The sequence below is a fragment of the Collinsella aerofaciens genome, assembly GCF_002736145.1.
GTDB classification, from domain to species: domain Bacteria; phylum Actinomycetota; class Coriobacteriia; order Coriobacteriales; family Coriobacteriaceae; genus Collinsella; species Collinsella aerofaciens_A.
In genome coordinates this window covers 1,141,601-1,158,879 of the sequence record NZ_CP024160.1, presented here as the reverse complement: position 1 = coordinate 1,158,879, position 17,279 = coordinate 1,141,601, and the positions used below count along the sequence as shown (strand labels likewise).

Here is a 17,279-nt window from a genome sequence, read left to right as displayed (position 1 = left end):
GATTACGGCAACAAACAATTCGTTAGGTATGCCAATCAAAAAGTGTGATAGAACATTACTAACAAACTTTTTGTTTGGCATCCACATAAAAGTTCAGCCGTGTGAATGGGATCGGGCTGAAACGCGTATGCGGGGGCCGGCAAGAGAGGACTTAAGGAGTTCACCGTATGGCCGATAAGATCCAGTGGGCGGGCAACACGATGCCCAAGAGCGATGACAAGCACTTGGGAATCATGAGTCTCGACCACGTGAAGAAGGCCCGCGCCTTCCACCAGTCGTTCCCCCAGTACACCGTCACTCCGCTTGCCCGCCTGGACGGCCAGGCCGCGCGCCTGGGCCTGTCCAACCTGTGCGTTAAGGACGAGAGCTATCGCTTTGGCCTCAACGCCTTTAAGGTCCTGGGCGGCTCGTTTGCCATGGCCAACTACATTGCCGACGAGACCGGCAAGGACGTTGCCGAGTGCACCTTCGATTACCTGACCTCCGATCAGCTTGCCAAGGACTTTGGCCAGGCCACCTTCTTTACCGCCACCGACGGCAACCATGGCCGCGGCGTGGCATGGGCTGCCAACAAGCTGGGCCAGAAGGCTGTCGTGCACATGCCCAAGGGTTCCACCAAGCCCCGCTTTGATAACATTGCCGCCGAGGGCGCCACGGTGACCATCGAAGAGGTCAACTACGACGAGTGCGTGCGCATGGCCGCCGCCGAGGCCGACGCCTGCGAGCGCGGCGTCATCGTTCAGGACACCGCCTGGGAGGGCTACGAGAAGATCCCGTCCTGGATCATGGAGGGTTACGGCACCATGGCTTCCGAGGCTGCCGAGCAGCTGCGCGAGATGGCCATCAACCGCCCGACGCACGTGTTTGTCCAGGCTGGCGTGGGTTCGCTCGCCGGCGCCGTGGTGGGCTACTTCACCAACCTGTATCCCGATAACCCGCCCACCTTCGTCGTGGTTGAGTGCGCGCCTGCCGCCTGTCTGTACAAGGGCGCTGCCGCCGGCGACGGCGATCCGCGCATCGTGGACGGCGACATGCCCTCCATCATGGCCGGTCTGTGCTGCGGCGAGCCCAACATTCTGGGCTGGGATATCCTGCGCAACCACACCACCGCCTTCGTGTCCTGCCCCGACTGGGTCACCGCTCGCGGCATGCGCACCCTGGGCGCTCCCGAGAAGGGCGACCCGCGCGTCATCTCCGGCGAGTCCGGCGCTGTGACCACCGGCCTGGTCGAGACCCTCATGCTCGATCCCGAGTACGCCGAGCTCAAGGAGCTCATCGGCCTGGATAAGACGAGCTCCGTACTCTGCTTCTCCACCGAGGGCGACACCGATCCGGATCAGTACCGTCGCATCGTCTGGGAGGGCGAGTATCCGACTTGCTAGCAGACTGACCTGTCCGGAGGCAGCCGGAGGACTTTGCTCCCTGCTCGAACAGTCCTGCTCGCACGGAGAGCACATTAAGTGCTCTCCGGCTCGTGCGGAACTCGCGACGGAGCAAACATATGCTCCGCCACCCTACGTTTACTTGCTTGCCGGGTACTCGACCTCACGCTGCTTGGCACAAGTGATCTATCTGAAATATCTACCTGTAGGTAAACCCTTGTAGAAAGGTTGACTGTTATGACTAAAGAACTCGATTTTGATGCCATTAAGGCTGCTGCGGAGTCCCACCGTGCTGATATGACTCGCTTCCTGCGCGCTATGATCTCCCACCCCTCTGAGTCCTGCGAAGAGGGTGAGGTTGTTGCCTGCATCAAGGCCGAGATGGAGAGCCTTGGCTATGACGAGGTCAAGGTCGACGGCCTGGGCAACGTCATGGGCTTTATGGGCGAGGGCGACAAGATCATCGCCATCGACTCCCACATCGACACCGTCGGCATCGGCAACATCGAGAACTGGGATGCCGATCCCTACGAGGGCTACGAGACCGACGAGATCATCTACGGCCGCGGCGGCTCCGACCAGGAGGGTGGCATGGCTTCTGCTACCTACGCTGCCAAGATGATGAAGGACATGGGCCTCATCCCCGAGGGCTACAAGATCATGGTCGTCGGCACCGTCCAGGAAGAGGACTGCGACGGCATGTGCTGGCAGTACATCTACAACAAGGACGGCATTAAGCCTGAGTTCGTCATTTCCACCGAGCCCACCGACGGCGGCATCTATCGCGGTCACCGCGGCCGCATGGAGATCCGCGTCGACGTTCACGGCACCTCCTGCCACGGCTCCGCTCCCGACCGCGGCGACAACGCCATCTACAAGATGGCCGACATCATCGCCGACGTCCGCGCCCTCAACAACAACGGCTGCGACGAGTCGACCGACATCAAGGGCCTCGTCAAGATGCTCGACCCCAAGTACAACCCCGAGCACTTCGAGGACGCCCGCTTCCTGGGCCGCGGCACCTGCACCGTCAGCCAGATCTTCTACACCAGCCCCAGCCGTTGCGCCGTGGCTGATTCCTGCGCCATCTCCATCGACCGCCGCATGACCGCCGGCGAGACCTGGGAGTCCTGCCTGGACGAGATCCGCAACCTGCCGGCCGCCAAGAAGTACGGCGACGACGTGAAGGTCTCCATGTACATGTACGACCGTCCGTCCTGGACCGGCGAGGTCTACGAGACCGAGGCTTACTTCCCCACGTGGATCAACAAGGAGACCGCTCCGCACGTCAAGGCCCTCGTCGACGCCCACAAGGCCATGTTTGGTGACGAGCGCATCGGCTGCGAGCCCAGCATGGACAAGCGCACCGGTCGTCCGCTGTGCGACAAGTGGACCTTCTCCACGAACTGCGTTTCCATCCAGGGCCGCTACGGCATCCCCTGCGTCGGCTTTGGCCCGGGTGCCGAGTCTCAGGCTCACGCTCCCAACGAGGTCACCTACAAGGACGACCTGGTCACCGCTGCCGCCATGTACGTGGCTGCCCTGAACCTCTACGATCCGAGCCAGGCCGATGGCGACGCCACCGTGTTCCGCGCCGGTCTGACCAACAACAAGATCGACTAGTCCCATTCCTTGATCTTGTTGAGCCGGGGGCCGCTTGTGTCCCCGGCACCCCCTGTTGACTCGGGGCCCGCGGTCGTTATCTCCCATGCTTCCTCAACGGTAGCGGGTCCTCGTCATAGTGCTCTGCATGTTCTAGCCACACGCGCATGCCGGAGCACATCTACTCATTACAATCGTTTCATCTTTGGAAAGGATATTTACATGGACGCCAAGTTTACCGAGCTCGTCGAGCAGCTGAACGGCCTCGATTTTAAGGGCATGTACGGCAGCGACTTCCTGCACACCTGGGATAAGACCACCGATGAGCTCAAGGCGCTCTACATCGTCGCCGACGCCCTGCGCGAGCTACGCGAGAACAACGTTTCGTCCAAGATTTTCGATTCGGGTCTGGCCGTCTCCCTGTTCCGTGACAACTCCACCCGTACGCGCTTCTCCTTCTCTAAGGCAGCCAACCTGCTCGGTCTTGAGCTGCAGGACCTGGACGAGAAGAAGTCCCAGATCGCTCACGGCGAGACCGTCCGCGAGACCGCTACCATGATCTCCTTCATGGCCGACGTCATCGGCATCCGCGACGACATGTACATCGGCAAGGGCGACGCCTACATGGCCGAGGTCTCCGAGTCTGTTCAGCAGGCCTACGAGGACGGCGTTCTGGATCACCGTCCCACGCTCATCTCCCTGCAGTCCGACTCCGATCACCCCACGCAGTCCTCTGCCGACATGCTCTACCTCATCAACGAGTTTGGCGGTCTTGAGAACCTCAAGGGCAAGAAGGTTGCCGTTACCTGGGCCTACTCGCCCTCTTACGGCAAGCCGCTGTCCTGCCCGCAGTCGCTGATCAGCCTGCTGCCCCGCTTTGGCATGGACGTCACCCTGGCCCACCCCGAGGGCTACGACCTCATGCCCGAGGTCGTCGAGCGCGCCAAGGGCTACGCCGCCGAGTCCGGCACCACCTTTAAGCAGGTCAACACCATGGCCGAGGCCTTCGAGGGCGCCGACATCGTGATCCCCAAGAGCTGGGCTCCGTTTGCCGCCATGGAGAAGCGCACGAACCTGTACGCCGAGGGCGACGACGCCGGCATCGCTGCGCTCGAGAAGGAGCTGCTCGCTCAGAACGCCACCCATCAGGACTGGTGCTCCACGACCGAGCTTATGGAGAAGACTGCCAACGGCCAGGACACCATCTTTATGCACCCGCTGCCCGCCGACATCTCCGGTGTCTCCTGCGAGCACGGCGAGGTCAACGCCGACGTCTTCGACATGCACCGCGTGGGCATGTACAAGGAGGCCAGCTACAAGCCGTACGCCATCGCAGCCATGATGTTCCTGCAGAAGGTTGCCGATCCCGCCGCTACCCTCAAGGCCCTCGACGAGCGCAACACCGCCCGTTGGTTCCAGGCCTAAAGCCGGGCTGAGGTAAGCCATGTAAAGGGGGCGCTCTGCCAACCGGCGGGGTGCCCCTTTTTTGCATCGCGGGCGTGCGGGATAAGCGCTTTCGATGTGGATGCCCGCGGCGCGAGTTATGGGTACGATGGTTTCAGGGGAGGTATCACCATGAAACTTGGATGCGTCATTATGGCTTCGGGCGAGGGCAAGCGGTTTGGCTCTAACAAGATGCTTGCCGATATCTATGGCGAGCCGCTGATTGCCCGGACCATCGATTCGGTTCCCTGGGGCTTTGACGTCGTGGTTTCGACGCGTTGGCCCGGGGTCGCTCAGATTTGCGAGGACAAGCATTGCCCGTGTGTGCTGCACGATGGCGAGCTGCGCAGCGAAAGCGTCCGTGCGGGCCTTTCGTGGGGAGTCGAACGCAACTGGAAAGGTTGCCTCTTTTTGCCGGGCGACCAGCCGCTCGTGAGTTCGGATTCTTTTGAGGCTATGGTTCGCGCGTTTGATGAGCGTAGCCGCAAGCATCCGGTGCGTCTTGCGTGCAACGGTGAGCCTTCAAGCCCGGTGCTCTTTCCGGCGGAACTGTTCGATGCACTCATATGTCTTGAGGGCAAGGACGGCGGCGGTTCGATTCTAAAGGGCCGTACCGACGTGGTGTTGGTCGAGGCGCGTGCCTACGAGCTGTGGGACGTCGATACCGCCAAGGGGCAGCGACGCATAGCGGAGCATATCGCCGCCTGCTCGTATTTTGATCGCGTGGCCAAGTGCATCAATCAATAAGGAGCAATTATGATCATCATCAAAAACGGCGCACTCGTGACGCCCCAGGGGCTTCGCCGCGCCGATCTTGCCATGGATGGCGATAAGATCGTGCGGATTGCCGCGGCGATTGAGCCGGCCGAGGGCGATACCGTCGAGGATGCTGCGGGCTGCTGGGTGTTCCCGGGCTTTATCGATGGGCACACGCACATGCAGTGCTGGACCGGCATGGATTGGACAGCCGATAGCTTTGAGACCGGCACGCGCGCGGCTGCCTGCGGCGGCACGACGACCATTGTGGACTACGCGACGGCCGATCGCGGCGTGACCATGCCCGATGCCTTGGTCGAGTGGCATCATCGCGCCGACGGCACCTGCACCGCCAACTATGCCTTCCATATGGCGCTTGCCGAGTGGAATGAGCGCAACCGCGCCGATCTTTCGGCCATGCGCGAGGCGGGCGTGTCGTCGTTTAAGACCTACTTTGCCTACGACCATCTGCGCCTGGACGATGCCGAGACGCTCGAGGTGCTGGAGGAGCTCAAGCGCGTGGGCGGTATCCTGTGCGTGCATTGCGAGAACGGCACGTTGGTCAACGCGCTGCAGAAGCGCGTGTTTGAGCAGGGTATCCACGGGCCCGAGGGCCATGCGCTCAGCCGTCCGGACGTGTGCGAGGCCGAGGCCGTGAGCCGCCTGCTGTATCTGGCGCACTTGGCCGGGGACGCTCCGGTCAACGTGGTGCACCTTTCGACCAAGCTGGGGCTCGAGGCCATTCGCGCTGCCAAAGCGCGCGGGCAGAAGAACATCTATGTCGAGACATGCCCTCAGTATCTGATGCTCGACGACACCTGCTATCTGGAGCAGGGCGAGGACGGCTTTGCGGGCGCCAAGTACGTGATGAGCCCGCCGCTGCGCCATGCCGGTGACCGTGCCGCGCTGCGCGAGGCGCTTGTGGCTGGCGAGATCGATACTATTGCGACCGATCATTGCAGCTTTAACCTGCACGGGCAAAAGGACCGAGGACGCGATGATTTCCGCGCGATTCCCAACGGCGGGCCCGGCGTGGAGCATCGTCCCGTTGCGATTGCCACGAGCTTTGAGGGACAGCTGGGTCCCGAGGATCTGTGCCGCTTGATGAGCGAGAATCCGGCGCGCGTTTTTGGCATGTATCCGCGCAAGGGCTGTCTTGCCGAGGGCGCCGATGCCGACGTGTGCGTGTGGGATCCGTGCGCGCGTTGGACGATCAGCGCCGCGACGCAGCATCAGGCCGTGGACTACACGCCGCTCGAGGGCTTTGAGGCACATGGCCGCGCCAAGGCCGTGTTTGTGAACGGCGTGCTGGCGGCACGCGACGGCGAGCCCACCGGAGCCCAACCCGGCCGCTACGTGCCCCGCTAACAGGAAGGCCGCCAGGGTAGCTAATTTGGGACGGGGCTCTTTTAGCTACCCCTTGAGGCTGGTGGCGACGACGGAGCGGCCGAGGGCTGCCTCGAAGCGATCTGCCATCGTTGGATCGGCAAGCGTGTCGACTTGGTTGAGCATGATGCGGGCATTGTTGAGGTTCAGCATCTGCAGCTCGGCATTGAGCACCATGGCGACGCGCTCTGGGGTGGCAGCGTCGGTGGGCTCGCAGCCGCAGCGCTCGCAGAAGATCTCGGGGCGGTGGACAATCTCGGCGACGGGCTTGCCCAGCCCCGAGGCGCCGACGACCCAGACAACGTTTGCCGTGGCGGCGGGAATTACCGGCTCCCAGGCGGCATGCGCCTTGAGCGGGAGTCGCTTGCTGCCATCTGCCTCGGCCAGGACGTAGTCAAAGCGCTGCGCCAGCTGGTCGAGCGGCTCGGCAGGGGAGGAGAGCTTGCCTGTCTCCGGGTCCAAGACACCCGCTTGGCAGATGCTTCCGCGGCTCATGCCAGCGCATACCTCGCAGGTACAGCCGGGAACATGCAGGGCCCCCGGCTTCCAAGGCGCGGCGTCCAGGCGACGGCTCGACCCGTCCCACGGCACGCCGGCGACGGGAAACATGTGCGTGGTGGTGCAGAGGAGCGCCCTGCCGCCGCCGCGCATGAGCTCGAGACCCAGCGTCTTCAGCAGGGTCGACTTGCCGCCGCTGCCGATAATCGCGGTAATCCCCGGCTCGATCTTGAGCGCGGAGGCAAGGTTTCCGCTCGTCGTTTCCATCTGTTCACCGCCGTATAATACTGTGATAATAAATAATCATCAGAGTAGCGGCCGGACCGCTTTTGCTCTGCTCAAACCGTAGCACAGGGAGGTGCCCCGGGAATGCTCGTTTATGTTCGCGGCGCCGGCGATATCGCCACGGGCGTCGCCGCTCGCTTGGTGCGCGCCGGCGTTTCGGTCGTTATGGCCGATATCGCGGTTCCCACGTGCATCCGCCGCACGATCTGTTTTTGCGAGGCCATTCGCCTGGGCGAGGTCGAGGTCGAAGGCATTCGCGCTCGCTTGGCACAGACGCCGGCTGAGGCGCTTGAGATTACCGAGGCTGGAGACGTCGCCGTTGTGGTGGACCCTCAGGCCAAGATGCTCGATGAGCTTAAACCCGCGGCTGTGGTCGACGCGATTTTGGCTAAGCGCAACTTGGGCACCACGCGCGACATGGCGCCTGCCGTCATCGCTGTGGGGCCGGGCTTTACCGCGCCGGTTGACTGCGACGCCGTGGTCGAGACCATGCGCGGGCATTTTCTCGGCCGTGTCATTACCCAAGGTTCGCCCCAGCCCAACACGGGCGTGCCGGGCATTATCGCCGGCTATGGCAAGGAACGTGTTATCCACAGCCCCGCCGCCGGCGTGTTTCGGTCCGACCGCGCAATCGGCGACATCGTGAGCGCCGGAGACGTGATTGGCTACGCGGGCGATACGCCCATGTGCACGCAGATCGATGGCTGTCTGCGCGGGCTTTTGGCGAACGGTGTTCAGGTGACTGAGGGCTTTAAATGCGCCGATGTCGATCCGCGCGGCGACGCCAGCTATATCAACTATATTTCGGACAAGGCGACATCGGTCGGCGGCGGCGTGCTCGAGGCGCTTGCTATGCTCACCGATGTCTTTAGAGGATAGAAGGCGGCAATGGAAAAGCTCGATGTGGTGAATGCGGCGCTTGCCGCCCTGCGTGCTGGCGAGACGTGCGAGCTGGTGGTAGTGGCCGGTACGGCGGGGTCGTCCCCGCGCGGTGTGGGCGCATGGATGACTGTCTTTGCCGATGGCAGCCAGGCGGGCACTATCGGCGGCGGCAAGATTGAGCTCTTTGCGCTGGATGAGGCGCGCGAGCTGCTGGCCGGGGGTAAATCGCGTCTGGTCCGCTACACCATGGGCGGCGAGAACTCCGATACCGGCATGATTTGCGGCGGAGCTATCTGCCTGTGCTATCTGCACCTGGACGCGACCAAGGCACCGTTGTTCCAGGAGATTGCCAATGTGCTGGCGTATCGACGCATCGGCGACTTCGTCATCGACTTTGAGCCGTTTATCGCGAGCGCGCTCGAGGGCGATGTGGCCGAGTGCCATGGCGAGGCATCGCGCCATACCATTGACGGCTGCCCCGGGCTTTCGCTGGTGGAGGAGGGGAGTAAGGTCACCTACACCAACGCGGCCTCCGAGATTCCCGCGGCGCACATCGAGACGCTCTGCCCCGAGGGCCTGACCTATATCTTTGGCTGCGGCCACGTGGGTGCTGCGACGGCGCGGGTGCTCACGGCGGCGGGCTTTGCCGTCGTGGCTTGCGACGACCGTCCCGGCACGCTGACCCCCGAATGGGTGCCCGGTGTCTACGACCGTCGTCTGGTCGACTACAAGAACCTGAGCAAGCAGTGCCCCATCGGCCCGCGCGACCTAGTGGTCGTCGCCACGGCGGGTCACAAGTCCGATATCGACGTGGTGATTCAGGCCATGCGCGCCAAGCCCGCCTATCTGGGCTGTTTGGGCTCGCGCCGCAAGACGGCCTTTGTGCGCGCCCGTCTGGAGCAGGAGGGCTTTACGCAGGAGCAAATCGACGAGCTGCACCTGCCGATCGGTGTCGCCATCGAGGCCGAGGACCCCGAGGAGATCGCCATCTCCATCGCTGCCGAGATGATTCACCTGCGCCGCACCAAGCTCGTCCCCCGCAAGCGCTAATCGCATCCCCATATATGAGTTGCGGTGAAATACGGACTGTTTAAGCCTGTTAAGCCGTCAAACGGTCCCTATTTCACCGCAACTGCTTGTTGGGACCCATTTGTGCGGGGGAGTTGTGGAGTTGTGCAGGCAGACGAGGTTTTTCTGGAAATACGCTCCCGATGCGCGTATAGTACCGATTGTTTTGTCGGCTCCTGCTGCGTCGAGTCCAAACCGCGAAATGCCATGAGCGGCGCGGATGCAGCCAGGAGGCACGAGGACAACCCATCGTGGCCACGCCCCGTGCTTAAAACCCCAAGAAGGAGTGAACAATGGCAGAAGAGAAGTATGTGCCGCGTCTGAAGACCAAGTACAACAACGAGGTCAAGCAGCAGCTTCAGGACAAGTTCCAGTACGAGAACGTCATGATGATCCCTAAGTTTGAGAAGATCGTCGTGAACATGGGTGTCGGCGAGGCCGCTACCGATTCCAAGGCCATCGACGGTGCCGTGCGCGACCTGCGCGCCATCACCGGCCAGCAGCCGATGATCACCCGTGCCCGCAAGTCCATCGCTACCTTCCGCCTGCGCGCTGGTATGCCGATCGGCTGCAAGGTTACCCTGCGTGGCGACCGTATGTGGGAGTTCTTCGATCGTCTGACCTCCGTCGCGATCCCCCGTATCCGCGACTTCCGCGGTATCTCCGCCAAGAGCTTCGACGGCCGTGGTAACTTCTCCATGGGCGTCACCGAGCAGCTCATCTTCCCCGAGATCGACTTCGACTCCGTCGATCACCAGCGTGGTATGGACATCACTTTCGTGACCACCGCCAACACCGATGAGGAGGCCAAGGCCCTTCTGGACGCCTTCGGTTTCCCGTTCAAGAAATAGGTTCACCTGCCCTATAAGCGCCGTTCCCACAAGGGGGCGGCGCTTGGGGCGAACAATACTCTATGTGAGGAGGATATAAGTGGCTAAGACATCGATGATCGTCAAGTGCAATCGCAAGCAGAAGTTCTCTACTCGTGAGTACACGCGCTGCCAGCGCTGCGGCCGTCCGCACTCTGTGTACCGCAAGTTCGGCCTGTGCCGTGTCTGCTTCCGCGAGCTTGCACTCAAGGGCGAGCTTCCCGGCGTTAAGAAGGCCAGCTGGTAAGTCACTACCAGCGTTTCAAGCATCAGTTTGGAACAGGGAAAACGCGCTAAAAAGGCTTTGCCGTTAAGGGCGGCGAAGAACCAAGAGCACGTGTTCATCAAGAACGAAGGAGAATCTGTATGAACCTTACAGACCCGATCGCAGATATGCTTACGCGCATCCGTAACGCTAACTCTGTGAACAAGGCCACGGTCTCCATGCCGAGCAGCAAGAAGCTCGTCGAGATCGCTCGTGTTCTGCACGAGGAGGGCTACATCGAGGGCTACGATGTCGAGGACACCGTTCCCCAGAAGACTCTGCACATCACGCTTAAGTATGGTCCCAAGAAGGCTAAGGTCATCAACGGCATCCGCCGCATTTCCAAGCCGGGCCTGCGTAAGTACACCGGCGTTGCCGACATGCCCCGCGTCCGCGGTGGCCTTGGTACCGCCATTATTTCCACCAGCCATGGCGTCATGACCGACCGCGATGCTCGCAAGCACAACGTCGGCGGCGAGATCATCGCTTACGTCTGGTAATTCGCTCGGTAGGTAGAAGGAAAGGAGATCACCGTGTCTCGTATCGGTAATAAGCCTGTCCAGATTCCCGCCGGAGTCGAAGTGGCAGTCAACGGCAACAACGTTGTCGTCAAGGGCCCCAAGGGCCAGCTCGAGCTCGATGTCTTTGAGAAGCTCGCTATCAACGTCGAGGACAACGTCCTCACCGTTTCCCGTCCCGACGACGAGCGTGAGACCCGTGCCCGCCACGGCCTCACCCGCGCCCTCATCCACAACATGGTTGTTGGCGTTTCCGAGGGCTTCGAGAAGAAGCTCGAGCTCGCCGGCGTCGGTTACCGCGTGCAGCAGAAGGGCAAGAACCTCGAGTTCTCCCTGGGCTTCTCGCACCCCGTGATCGTCGAGGCTCCCGAGGGCATCACCTTCGAGGTTCCCGACAACACCCACGTGAACGTCAAGGGTATCAACAAGCAGCAGGTCGGTCAGATCGCCGCTGAGATCCGCGGCTATCGTCCTCCCGAGCCTTACAAGGGCAAGGGTATCCACTACGTTGGCGAGCACATCCGCCGCAAGCTGGGTAAGGCCGCCAAGTAGTCGTAACCGACTCACTCGCATAAGACCAGCACCCCGTCAGGTGCTGGCAAGATCAACCTTTTTAGGAGTTTACGTATGAACAAGCATAAGGCGAAGCTGGAAGGCCTCAAGCGTCGTCAGCGTCGTGTTCGCGGCAAGGTCTCGGGTACCGCCGAGCGTCCGCGTCTTCGCGTGACCCGTACTAACGCCAACATCTATGCCCAGATCATCGACGACAGCAAGGGCTCCAGCCTGACGCTCGTCTCCGCCTCGACCCTCGAGGCGGAGTTCAAGGGCACCCACACCTCGAACAAGGAGGCTGCGGAGAAGGTCGGTCAGCTCGTTGGCAAGCGCGCCATCGAGGCCGGCATCACCAAGGTCGCCTTCGATCGCGGTGGCCGTATCTACCATGGCCGCGTCAAGGCCCTCGCCGACGGTGCTCGTGCCGCCGGTCTCGAGTTCTAGGAGGTATGTAGCACATGGCTCGTAATCAGAAGCAGCAGCGCGAGGCCTCCGAGTTCGAGGAGCGCGTCGTTTACATCAACCGAGTGTCGAAGACCGTCAAGGGCGGTCGTCGCATGAGCCTCGTCGCTCTCGTCGTCGTTGGCGACGGCAAGGGCAACGTCGGCGTTGGCATGGGCAAGTCCGCTGAGGTGCCCATGGCCATCTCCAAGGCGTCTCTCGATGCCAAGAAGAACATGTTCCACGTGCCGGTGACCGATCAGGGCACCATTCCGCACGAGGTTCTCGGTCACTTTGGTGCCGGCCGCATCATCATCAAGCCCGCTGTCGAGGGTACCGGCGTTATCGCCGGCGGCGCTGTGCGTCCCCTCTTTGAGCTTGCTGGCATCAAGAACGTCCTGTCCAAGTCCCTCGGTACCGACAACGGCCTCAACATCATCAAGGCTGCCGTCGAGGGCCTCAAGGAGCTCTCCAGCCCTGAGGACGTCGCGGCTCGCCGTGGCCTGACGGTCTCCGAGATGTTCGTCGGTAAGGAGAACTAAGCATGGCTGACACCATCAAGATCAAGCAGGTCCGCAGCACCAACGGTTGCAAGCAGGACCAGGTCCGTACTGTCCGTGCCCTCGGTCTCCACAGGATCCGCGAGGTTCGCGAGATTGCTGACAACGAGTCCGTCCGCGGCATGATCTTCAAGGTCAAGCACCTTGTCGAGATTGTAGAGGAGTAGCAAATGCAGCTTCACGATCTTACTCCCGCGCCCGGTTCCACCAAGAACCGCAAGCGCGTCGGCCGTGGCAATTCTTCGGGTCACGGCACCACTTCTGGCCGCGGTCAGAAGGGCCAGGGTTCTCGCTCTGGCGGCACCAAGGGTGCCGGCTTCGAGGGTGGCCAGACTCCGCTGGCTATGCGCCTGCCCAAGCTTCCGGGCTTCCGCAACCCCCGTCGTATCGAGTACACCGCTGTTAACGTTGAGCGTCTCGAGCGTAAGTTCGAGGACGGCGCTGTGATCGACGGTGCCGCTCTTAAGGCCGCTCGCATCACCAAGAGCGAGTTCGAGCCCGTCAAGGTGCTCGGCAATGGTGAGCTCACCAAGAAGTTCACGGTCAAGGTCGACAAGGTCAGCGCTTCTGCGCAGGCCAAGATCGAGGCCGCCGGCGGAAAGGTCGAGCTGCCGTGCTAAATGGTCTTAAGAATGCTTTCCGCATCAAAGAATTGCGCGAAAAGATTCTTTTTACCATAGCTATGCTCGTCGTGTACCGCATTGGTGCGCACGTTCCTGTGCCCGGCATTCCCTTCCAGGGGATGCTGGGCCTTTTCTCGACCGATAACAATTCGGTCGCCGCAGGTGCTATGGCCCTCCTGAATCTTTTCTCTGGCGGCGCGTTGAGCTATGTGTCGGTGTTTTCGCTGGGCATCATGCCTTACATCACCAGCTCGATCATCCTCCAGATGCTCCAGGCCGTTGTGCCTTCCCTGCATGAGCTTGCCCGCGAGGGCGAGGTCGGTCAGACCAAGATTACGCAGTATTCGCGTTACCTCACCCTGGCTCTGGCAATCCTCAACTCCGTGGGTTACCTCTTCCTCTTTAAGAGCTTCGGCATCAGCTTCAATGGCGCCGGCGCTCCCGAGATCATCTTCGACCTCATGATCGTCGGTACGCTCACCGCGGGCGCGATGCTGATCATGTGGATTGGTGAGCTCATCACCCAGCGCGGTATCGGCAATGGCATGTCGCTGATCATCTTTGCGAACATCATGGCCGGTCTGCCGCAAGCGATCTTCTCCAGCACCGAGGGCAATGCCGGTGGCATCATCACCATGGTGATCATCTGCGCCATCATCTTGCTGGTTATCCCCCTGATTGTTTTCCTTGAGCGCGGCCAGCGCCGCATCCCGGTCTCCTACGCTAAGCGCGTCGTGGGCCGTCGCATGATGGGTGGCCAGACCACCTACCTGCCCATCAAGGTCAACACCGCGGGTGTCGTACCGATCATCTTCGCTTCGGCGCTGCTGTACTTCCCGGCTCAGATTGCCGTGTTCTTCCCCGGCATCGGCTGGATTCAGGCAGTTGCCTCCGCGCTTTCGACCGGTTGGCTCAACTGGGTGCTTAACGTTGTCCTCATCGTGTTCTTCGCGTACTTCTACACCTCCATGGTGTTCAACCCCGATGACACGGCCGACAACCTTAAGAAGCAGGGCGGCTTTATTCCGGGCGTGCGTCCGGGTAGGGCTACCGCGGCCTACATCAAGAACGCCCTCAACAAGATCACGCTTCCCAGCGCTGTCTTTTTGGCGCTCATCGCCATCGTGCCTTCGATCATCTTCTCCTTCACGGGTAACCATCTGATCCAGGCGTTTGGCGGCACGTCCATCCTCATCATGGTCGGCGTCGTGCTCGACACGGTCGATAAGCTCGAAGGCCAGATCAAGATGTATGATTACGATGGATTCTTTAAATAGGCTAGAGGAGGATTGCTCATGAACCTCGTATTGCTCGGAGCTCCGGGTGCCGGTAAGGGCACCGTTGCACAGGAGCTCGTCGCCGAGTTTGGCGTCGCCCACATTTCCACGGGCGACCTGCTGCGTGCTGCCGTCAAGGGTGGCACCGAGCTTGGTATTCAGGCTAAGAAGTACATGGACGCTGGCGAGCTCGTTCCCGACCAGCTCGTGATCGACCTTGTCAAGGAGCGCCTTGCCGCCGATGACGCCCAGCAGGGCTTCATCCTCGACGGCTTCCCGCGCAACACCGCCCAGGCCGTGACGCTCGATTCCGAGCTCTCCGCCATGGGTCGCGAGATCGACTGCGCCCTTCTGGTCGACGTGGCCCCCGAGGTCATTATCGATCGTCTGTCTTCGCGTCGCACCTGCCGCGCCTGCGGTTACACCGGCACCGCTGCCGATGCTACCTGCCCCAAGTGCGCCGGCGAGATGTATCAGCGCGACGACGACAAGCCCGAGACCATCAAGAACCGTCTCGACGTCTACGAGAAGTCCACGAGCCCGCTCGTCGACTACTATCGTGGCCAGGGTCTGCTCAAGTCGGTCAACGGTAACCAGGCTCGCGAGACCGTGTACGGGGATGTCAAAGAGGCTCTCGGTCTATGATCAAGATTAAGTCTGCAACGCAAATCGAGCAGATGAAGAAGGCAGGAGCGCTATCTAAGATGGCGCTCCGCCACGTTGGAGCCATGGTGCGCCCCGGCGTTTCGACTTTTGAGCTCGATCAGCTCGCGGAGCAGATTATCCGCATGCATGGTGGCACCCCGGCCTTTAAGGGTTACGGCGGGTTCCCGGGGACCATTTGCGCATCGATCAACGATGCCGTGGTCCACGGTATTCCCAACCCCGACATGATCCTGCGCGATGGCGATATCATCTCCATCGATACCGGAGCCGTTGTTGACGGTTGGGTCGGCGATAACGCTTGGACGTTTTTCGTCGGTACCCCCACGCCCGAGGCCAAGGCTTTGTGCGAGGTCACGCGCGATTGCCTTAAGGCTGCCATCGAGCAGGCTGTTCCCGGTAACCATATCGGGGACGTCGGTTATGCCGTTCAGTCTCTCGCCGAGTCTCACGGTTACGGCGTGCTTCGTGATTATGTGGGCCATGGCATTGGCCGCGTGATGCACGAGGACCCCAACGTGCCTAACTATGGAAAGAAGGGGAGGGGCGTTCGCCTCCAGGCCGGCATGGTCATTGCCATCGAGCCGATGGTTACGATGGGTTCCAACCATGTGAGCACGGGCTCCGACGGTTGGATTGTTACGACCAACGACCACCTGCCCGCCGCGCACTACGAGAACACCGTCGCCATTACCAATGACGGTCCGGTGATTCTCACCACGGATGCCCAAGGTGCTTGGTGTTCCTTGCAGGGCGGTGAAATGTAGGGCTTGCGTCAAATGCACGCCTTAACATTTCAAATGTAACAAGTTCCGCTTAGTTGTGGAGCCATTACGAAGATATTACGATACGTGCATGCGTATTGTAGAATACTCAATCGCTGTCGTTTTCTAGAGAAAGATGATTGCTTGTGAAGAAGGAAGACGCAATTGAGCTCGAGGGTACGGTAAAGGAACCGCTGCCCAACGCCATGTTTAAGGTCGAGCTCGAGAACGGTCATTCGGTTCTGTGCAACATTTCTGGCAAGATCCGAATGAATTACATCCGTATTCTCCCCGGTGACAGGGTTGTCGTGGAGCTTTCCCCGTATGACCTGACCCGCGGCCGCATCACCTATCGCTACAAATAGCGGCACGCATACACGCACTCCATTTCCGACTGCAGGCTTAGCTCAACCTACGGTCGGATTGTGTGTGAAGACCAGCCATAGTTTTAAACGCCTGCGGCTGGGCGAGTAGATAGTAGGGAAGTAGTTTGAGCGCTACCGAAAGGAAGAACGATGAAGGTACGTCCTTCGGTCAAGAAGATGTGCGATAAGTGCAAAATCATTAGGCGCCATGGCAAGGTCCTCGTCATTTGCGAGAACCCCCGTCATAAGCAGCGTCAGGGTTAAGAGAGGAGACTACGTTGGCCCGTATTAATGGTGTCGACCTCCCGCGTGAGAAGCGCGTTGAGATCGGTCTGACCTACATTTACGGCATCGGCCGCACCACTGCGACGAAGATCTGCGTCGAGTGCAACGTTAACGTGGATACGCGCGTTAAGGACCTCACCGAGGATGAGGTTAACGCCATCCGCGATTATATCGATAAGAACCAGATCATGGTTGAGGGCGACCTCCGCCGTGAGCGCAACCAGAACGTCAAGCGCCTTATGGACATCGGCTGCAACCGCGGCCTTCGTCACCGCAAGGGCCTCCCGGTCCGCGGCCAGCGCACCCACACTAACGCTCGTACCCGCAAGGGCCCGAAGCGTCAGATCGGTGCTAAGAAGAAGAAATAAGGAGCGCTAGATAGATGGCTACTGCTAAGAAGAACGTTCGCGCTGCCCGTCTGAAGCGCGCGGACCGTAAGAACATTTCCGTGGGCCAGGCTCACATTCGTTCTACGTTCAACAACACGATCGTTTCGATCACCGATCCCCAGGGCAACGTCATTTCCTGGAAGTCGGCTGGCCAGGTGGGCTTCAAGGGCTCCCGTAAGTCCACGCCGTTCGCTGCCCAGATGGCTGCCGAGGCTGCTGCCAAGCAGGCCATGGAGCACGGTATGAAGAAGGTTTCCGTCTTCGTCAAGGGCCCCGGCTCCGGTCGTGAGACCGCCATCCGCTCCCTCCAGGCTGCTGGCCTCGAGGTCTCGAGCATCCAGGACAAGACCCCCATTCCGCACAACGGCTGCCGCCCCAAGAAGCGTCGCCGCGTGTAACTGAAAGG

General features: G+C 61.0%; 23 protein-coding genes. 22 read left to right on the top strand and 1 reads right to left on the bottom strand.

Translation table 11 applies throughout. The features are described from left to right. Positions 1–167 precede the first annotated feature (167 nt). From dpaL to hydA, 5 genes are all read left to right on the top strand, one after another. A complete protein-coding gene (gene dpaL / locus CSV91_RS05080) occupies positions 168–1,382 on the top strand; it encodes a diaminopropionate ammonia-lyase (protein ID WP_055252227.1) in 1,215 nt (404 codons plus the stop codon). Between the two features lie 237 nt (positions 1,383–1,619). Beyond that, positions 1,620–3,005: a YgeY family selenium metabolism-linked hydrolase gene (locus tag CSV91_RS05075; protein ID WP_099432046.1), complete on the top strand. Its 1,386-nt coding sequence runs from the start codon at positions 1,620–1,622 to the stop codon at positions 3,003–3,005. A gap of 201 nt (positions 3,006–3,206) precedes the next feature. Beyond that, complete coding sequence (gene ygeW, locus CSV91_RS05070) at positions 3,207–4,409, top strand: knotted carbamoyltransferase YgeW (protein WP_055252229.1); 1,203 nt, start codon at positions 3,207–3,209, stop codon at positions 4,407–4,409. 150 nt (positions 4,410–4,559) lie between these two features. Beyond that, entirely contained in the window at positions 4,560–5,174 is a 615-nt protein-coding gene (locus CSV91_RS05065) for a nucleotidyltransferase family protein (RefSeq protein ID WP_099432045.1), read from the top strand. Between the two features lie 9 nt (positions 5,175–5,183). Beyond that, the gene (gene hydA / locus CSV91_RS05060; protein WP_099432044.1) at positions 5,184–6,551 is read left to right on the top strand and encodes a dihydropyrimidinase; all 1,368 of its coding nucleotides are present in this window, start codon (positions 5,184–5,186) and stop codon (positions 6,549–6,551) included. A gap of 45 nt (positions 6,552–6,596) precedes the next feature. Here the strand turns inward: hydA and yqeC are convergent, their stop codons facing one another. Next, on the bottom strand, positions 6,597–7,334 hold the full coding sequence (yqeC, locus tag CSV91_RS05055) for a selenium cofactor biosynthesis protein YqeC (protein ID WP_099432043.1): 738 nt from the start codon (positions 7,332–7,334) through the stop codon (positions 6,597–6,599). A 102-nt stretch (positions 7,335–7,436) separates the two neighbouring features. Here yqeC and yqeB point away from each other — a divergent pair, with 102 nt between their 5' ends. The 17 genes from yqeB to rpsK all read left to right on the top strand — a co-directional run bounded on the left by yqeB (position 7,437) and on the right by rpsK (position 17,271). Then, positions 7,437–8,231 (top strand): selenium-dependent molybdenum cofactor biosynthesis protein YqeB, encoded by a 795-nt coding sequence (gene yqeB, locus CSV91_RS05050; RefSeq protein ID WP_099432042.1) that lies wholly within the window; start codon positions 7,437–7,439, stop codon positions 8,229–8,231. A gap of 9 nt (positions 8,232–8,240) precedes the next feature. Continuing rightward, positions 8,241–9,284: an XdhC family protein gene (locus tag CSV91_RS05045; RefSeq protein WP_099432041.1), complete on the top strand. Its 1,044-nt coding sequence runs from the start codon at positions 8,241–8,243 to the stop codon at positions 9,282–9,284. Positions 9,285–9,595: 311 nt separating this feature from the next. Further along, positions 9,596–10,153: a 50S ribosomal protein L5 gene (gene rplE / locus CSV91_RS05040; RefSeq protein ID WP_006235260.1), complete on the top strand. Its 558-nt coding sequence runs from the start codon at positions 9,596–9,598 to the stop codon at positions 10,151–10,153. A 79-nt stretch (positions 10,154–10,232) separates the two neighbouring features. Then, positions 10,233–10,418, top strand: a complete 186-nt coding sequence (locus CSV91_RS05035; protein ID WP_022094280.1) for a type Z 30S ribosomal protein S14 — start codon at positions 10,233–10,235, stop codon at positions 10,416–10,418. 119 nt (positions 10,419–10,537) lie between these two features. Next, positions 10,538–10,936 carry a 30S ribosomal protein S8 gene (gene rpsH, locus CSV91_RS05030; RefSeq protein WP_006235262.1) on the top strand — a complete coding sequence of 133 codons (399 nt, stop codon included), beginning with the start codon at positions 10,538–10,540 and terminating at the stop codon, positions 10,934–10,936. Positions 10,937–10,969: 33 nt separating this feature from the next. Beyond that, positions 10,970–11,506: a 50S ribosomal protein L6 gene (rplF, locus tag CSV91_RS05025; RefSeq protein WP_099432040.1), complete on the top strand. Its 537-nt coding sequence runs from the start codon at positions 10,970–10,972 to the stop codon at positions 11,504–11,506. A gap of 75 nt (positions 11,507–11,581) precedes the next feature. Further along, on the top strand, positions 11,582–11,950 hold the full coding sequence (rplR, locus tag CSV91_RS05020) for a 50S ribosomal protein L18 (protein WP_055252235.1): 369 nt from the start codon (positions 11,582–11,584) through the stop codon (positions 11,948–11,950). 14 nt (positions 11,951–11,964) lie between these two features. Beyond that, entirely contained in the window at positions 11,965–12,489 is a 525-nt protein-coding gene (gene rpsE, locus CSV91_RS05015; RefSeq protein WP_022094279.1) for a 30S ribosomal protein S5, read from the top strand. Between the two features lie 2 nt (positions 12,490–12,491). Beyond that, positions 12,492–12,674, top strand: a complete 183-nt coding sequence (gene rpmD, locus CSV91_RS05010) for a 50S ribosomal protein L30 (protein WP_006235266.1) — start codon at positions 12,492–12,494, stop codon at positions 12,672–12,674. 3 nt (positions 12,675–12,677) lie between these two features. Then, positions 12,678–13,127 (top strand): 50S ribosomal protein L15, encoded by a 450-nt coding sequence (rplO, locus tag CSV91_RS05005; RefSeq protein WP_006235267.1) that lies wholly within the window; start codon positions 12,678–12,680, stop codon positions 13,125–13,127. Beyond that, positions 13,121–14,407, top strand: coding sequence for a preprotein translocase subunit SecY (secY, locus tag CSV91_RS05000; RefSeq protein ID WP_035137447.1), 1,287 nt, complete (start codon positions 13,121–13,123; stop codon positions 14,405–14,407). The genes rplO and secY overlap by 7 nt, the downstream gene beginning before the upstream one ends. An 18-nt stretch (positions 14,408–14,425) precedes the next feature. Beyond that, entirely contained in the window at positions 14,426–15,052 is a 627-nt protein-coding gene (locus tag CSV91_RS04995) for an adenylate kinase (protein WP_099432039.1), read from the top strand. Further along, entirely contained in the window at positions 15,049–15,837 is a 789-nt protein-coding gene (map, locus tag CSV91_RS04990) for a type I methionyl aminopeptidase (protein ID WP_006235270.1), read from the top strand. Before CSV91_RS04995 ends, map begins: the two co-directional genes overlap by 4 nt. Positions 15,838–15,980: 143 nt before the next feature. After that, the gene (gene infA / locus CSV91_RS04985) at positions 15,981–16,199 is read left to right on the top strand and encodes a translation initiation factor IF-1 (RefSeq protein ID WP_035137443.1); all 219 of its coding nucleotides are present in this window, start codon (positions 15,981–15,983) and stop codon (positions 16,197–16,199) included. Between the two features lie 150 nt (positions 16,200–16,349). After that, entirely contained in the window at positions 16,350–16,463 is a 114-nt protein-coding gene (rpmJ, locus tag CSV91_RS04980) for a 50S ribosomal protein L36 (protein WP_006363204.1), read from the top strand. 14 nt (positions 16,464–16,477) lie between these two features. Beyond that, entirely contained in the window at positions 16,478–16,852 is a 375-nt protein-coding gene (rpsM, locus tag CSV91_RS04975; protein WP_022094275.1) for a 30S ribosomal protein S13, read from the top strand. Positions 16,853–16,866: 14 nt separating this feature from the next. Beyond that, a complete protein-coding gene (gene rpsK / locus CSV91_RS04970) occupies positions 16,867–17,271 on the top strand; it encodes a 30S ribosomal protein S11 (RefSeq protein ID WP_006235274.1) in 405 nt (134 codons plus the stop codon). Positions 17,272–17,279: the final 8 nt, after the last annotated feature.

Excerpts from the sequence above, each read along its gene's own strand:
- dpaL (WP_055252227.1), top strand. The coding sequence starts at position 168 with ATGGCCGATAAGATCCAGTGGGCGGGCAACACGATGCCCAAGAGCGAT.
- CSV91_RS05075 (WP_099432046.1), top strand. The coding sequence starts at position 1,620 with ATGACTAAAGAACTCGATTTTGATGCCATTAAGGCTGCTGCGGAGTCC.
- ygeW (WP_055252229.1), top strand. The coding sequence starts at position 3,207 with ATGGACGCCAAGTTTACCGAGCTCGTCGAGCAGCTGAACGGCCTCGAT.
- CSV91_RS05065 (WP_099432045.1), top strand. The coding sequence starts at position 4,560 with ATGAAACTTGGATGCGTCATTATGGCTTCGGGCGAGGGCAAGCGGTTT.
- hydA (WP_099432044.1), top strand. The coding sequence starts at position 5,184 with ATGATCATCATCAAAAACGGCGCACTCGTGACGCCCCAGGGGCTTCGC.
- yqeC (WP_099432043.1), bottom strand. The coding sequence starts at position 7,334 with ATGGAAACGACGAGCGGAAACCTTGCCTCCGCGCTCAAGATCGAGCCG.
- yqeB (WP_099432042.1), top strand. The coding sequence starts at position 7,437 with ATGCTCGTTTATGTTCGCGGCGCCGGCGATATCGCCACGGGCGTCGCC.
- CSV91_RS05045 (WP_099432041.1), top strand. The coding sequence starts at position 8,241 with ATGGAAAAGCTCGATGTGGTGAATGCGGCGCTTGCCGCCCTGCGTGCT.
- rplE (WP_006235260.1), top strand. The coding sequence starts at position 9,596 with ATGGCAGAAGAGAAGTATGTGCCGCGTCTGAAGACCAAGTACAACAAC.
- rpsH (WP_006235262.1), top strand. The coding sequence starts at position 10,538 with ATGAACCTTACAGACCCGATCGCAGATATGCTTACGCGCATCCGTAAC.
- rplR (WP_055252235.1), top strand. The coding sequence starts at position 11,582 with ATGAACAAGCATAAGGCGAAGCTGGAAGGCCTCAAGCGTCGTCAGCGT.
- rpsE (WP_022094279.1), top strand. The coding sequence starts at position 11,965 with ATGGCTCGTAATCAGAAGCAGCAGCGCGAGGCCTCCGAGTTCGAGGAG.
- rpmD (WP_006235266.1), top strand. The coding sequence starts at position 12,492 with ATGGCTGACACCATCAAGATCAAGCAGGTCCGCAGCACCAACGGTTGC.
- rplO (WP_006235267.1), top strand. The coding sequence starts at position 12,678 with ATGCAGCTTCACGATCTTACTCCCGCGCCCGGTTCCACCAAGAACCGC.
- CSV91_RS04995 (WP_099432039.1), top strand. The coding sequence starts at position 14,426 with ATGAACCTCGTATTGCTCGGAGCTCCGGGTGCCGGTAAGGGCACCGTT.
- map (WP_006235270.1), top strand. The coding sequence starts at position 15,049 with ATGATCAAGATTAAGTCTGCAACGCAAATCGAGCAGATGAAGAAGGCA.
- rpmJ (WP_006363204.1), top strand. The coding sequence starts at position 16,350 with ATGAAGGTACGTCCTTCGGTCAAGAAGATGTGCGATAAGTGCAAAATC.
- rpsK (WP_006235274.1), top strand. The coding sequence starts at position 16,867 with ATGGCTACTGCTAAGAAGAACGTTCGCGCTGCCCGTCTGAAGCGCGCG.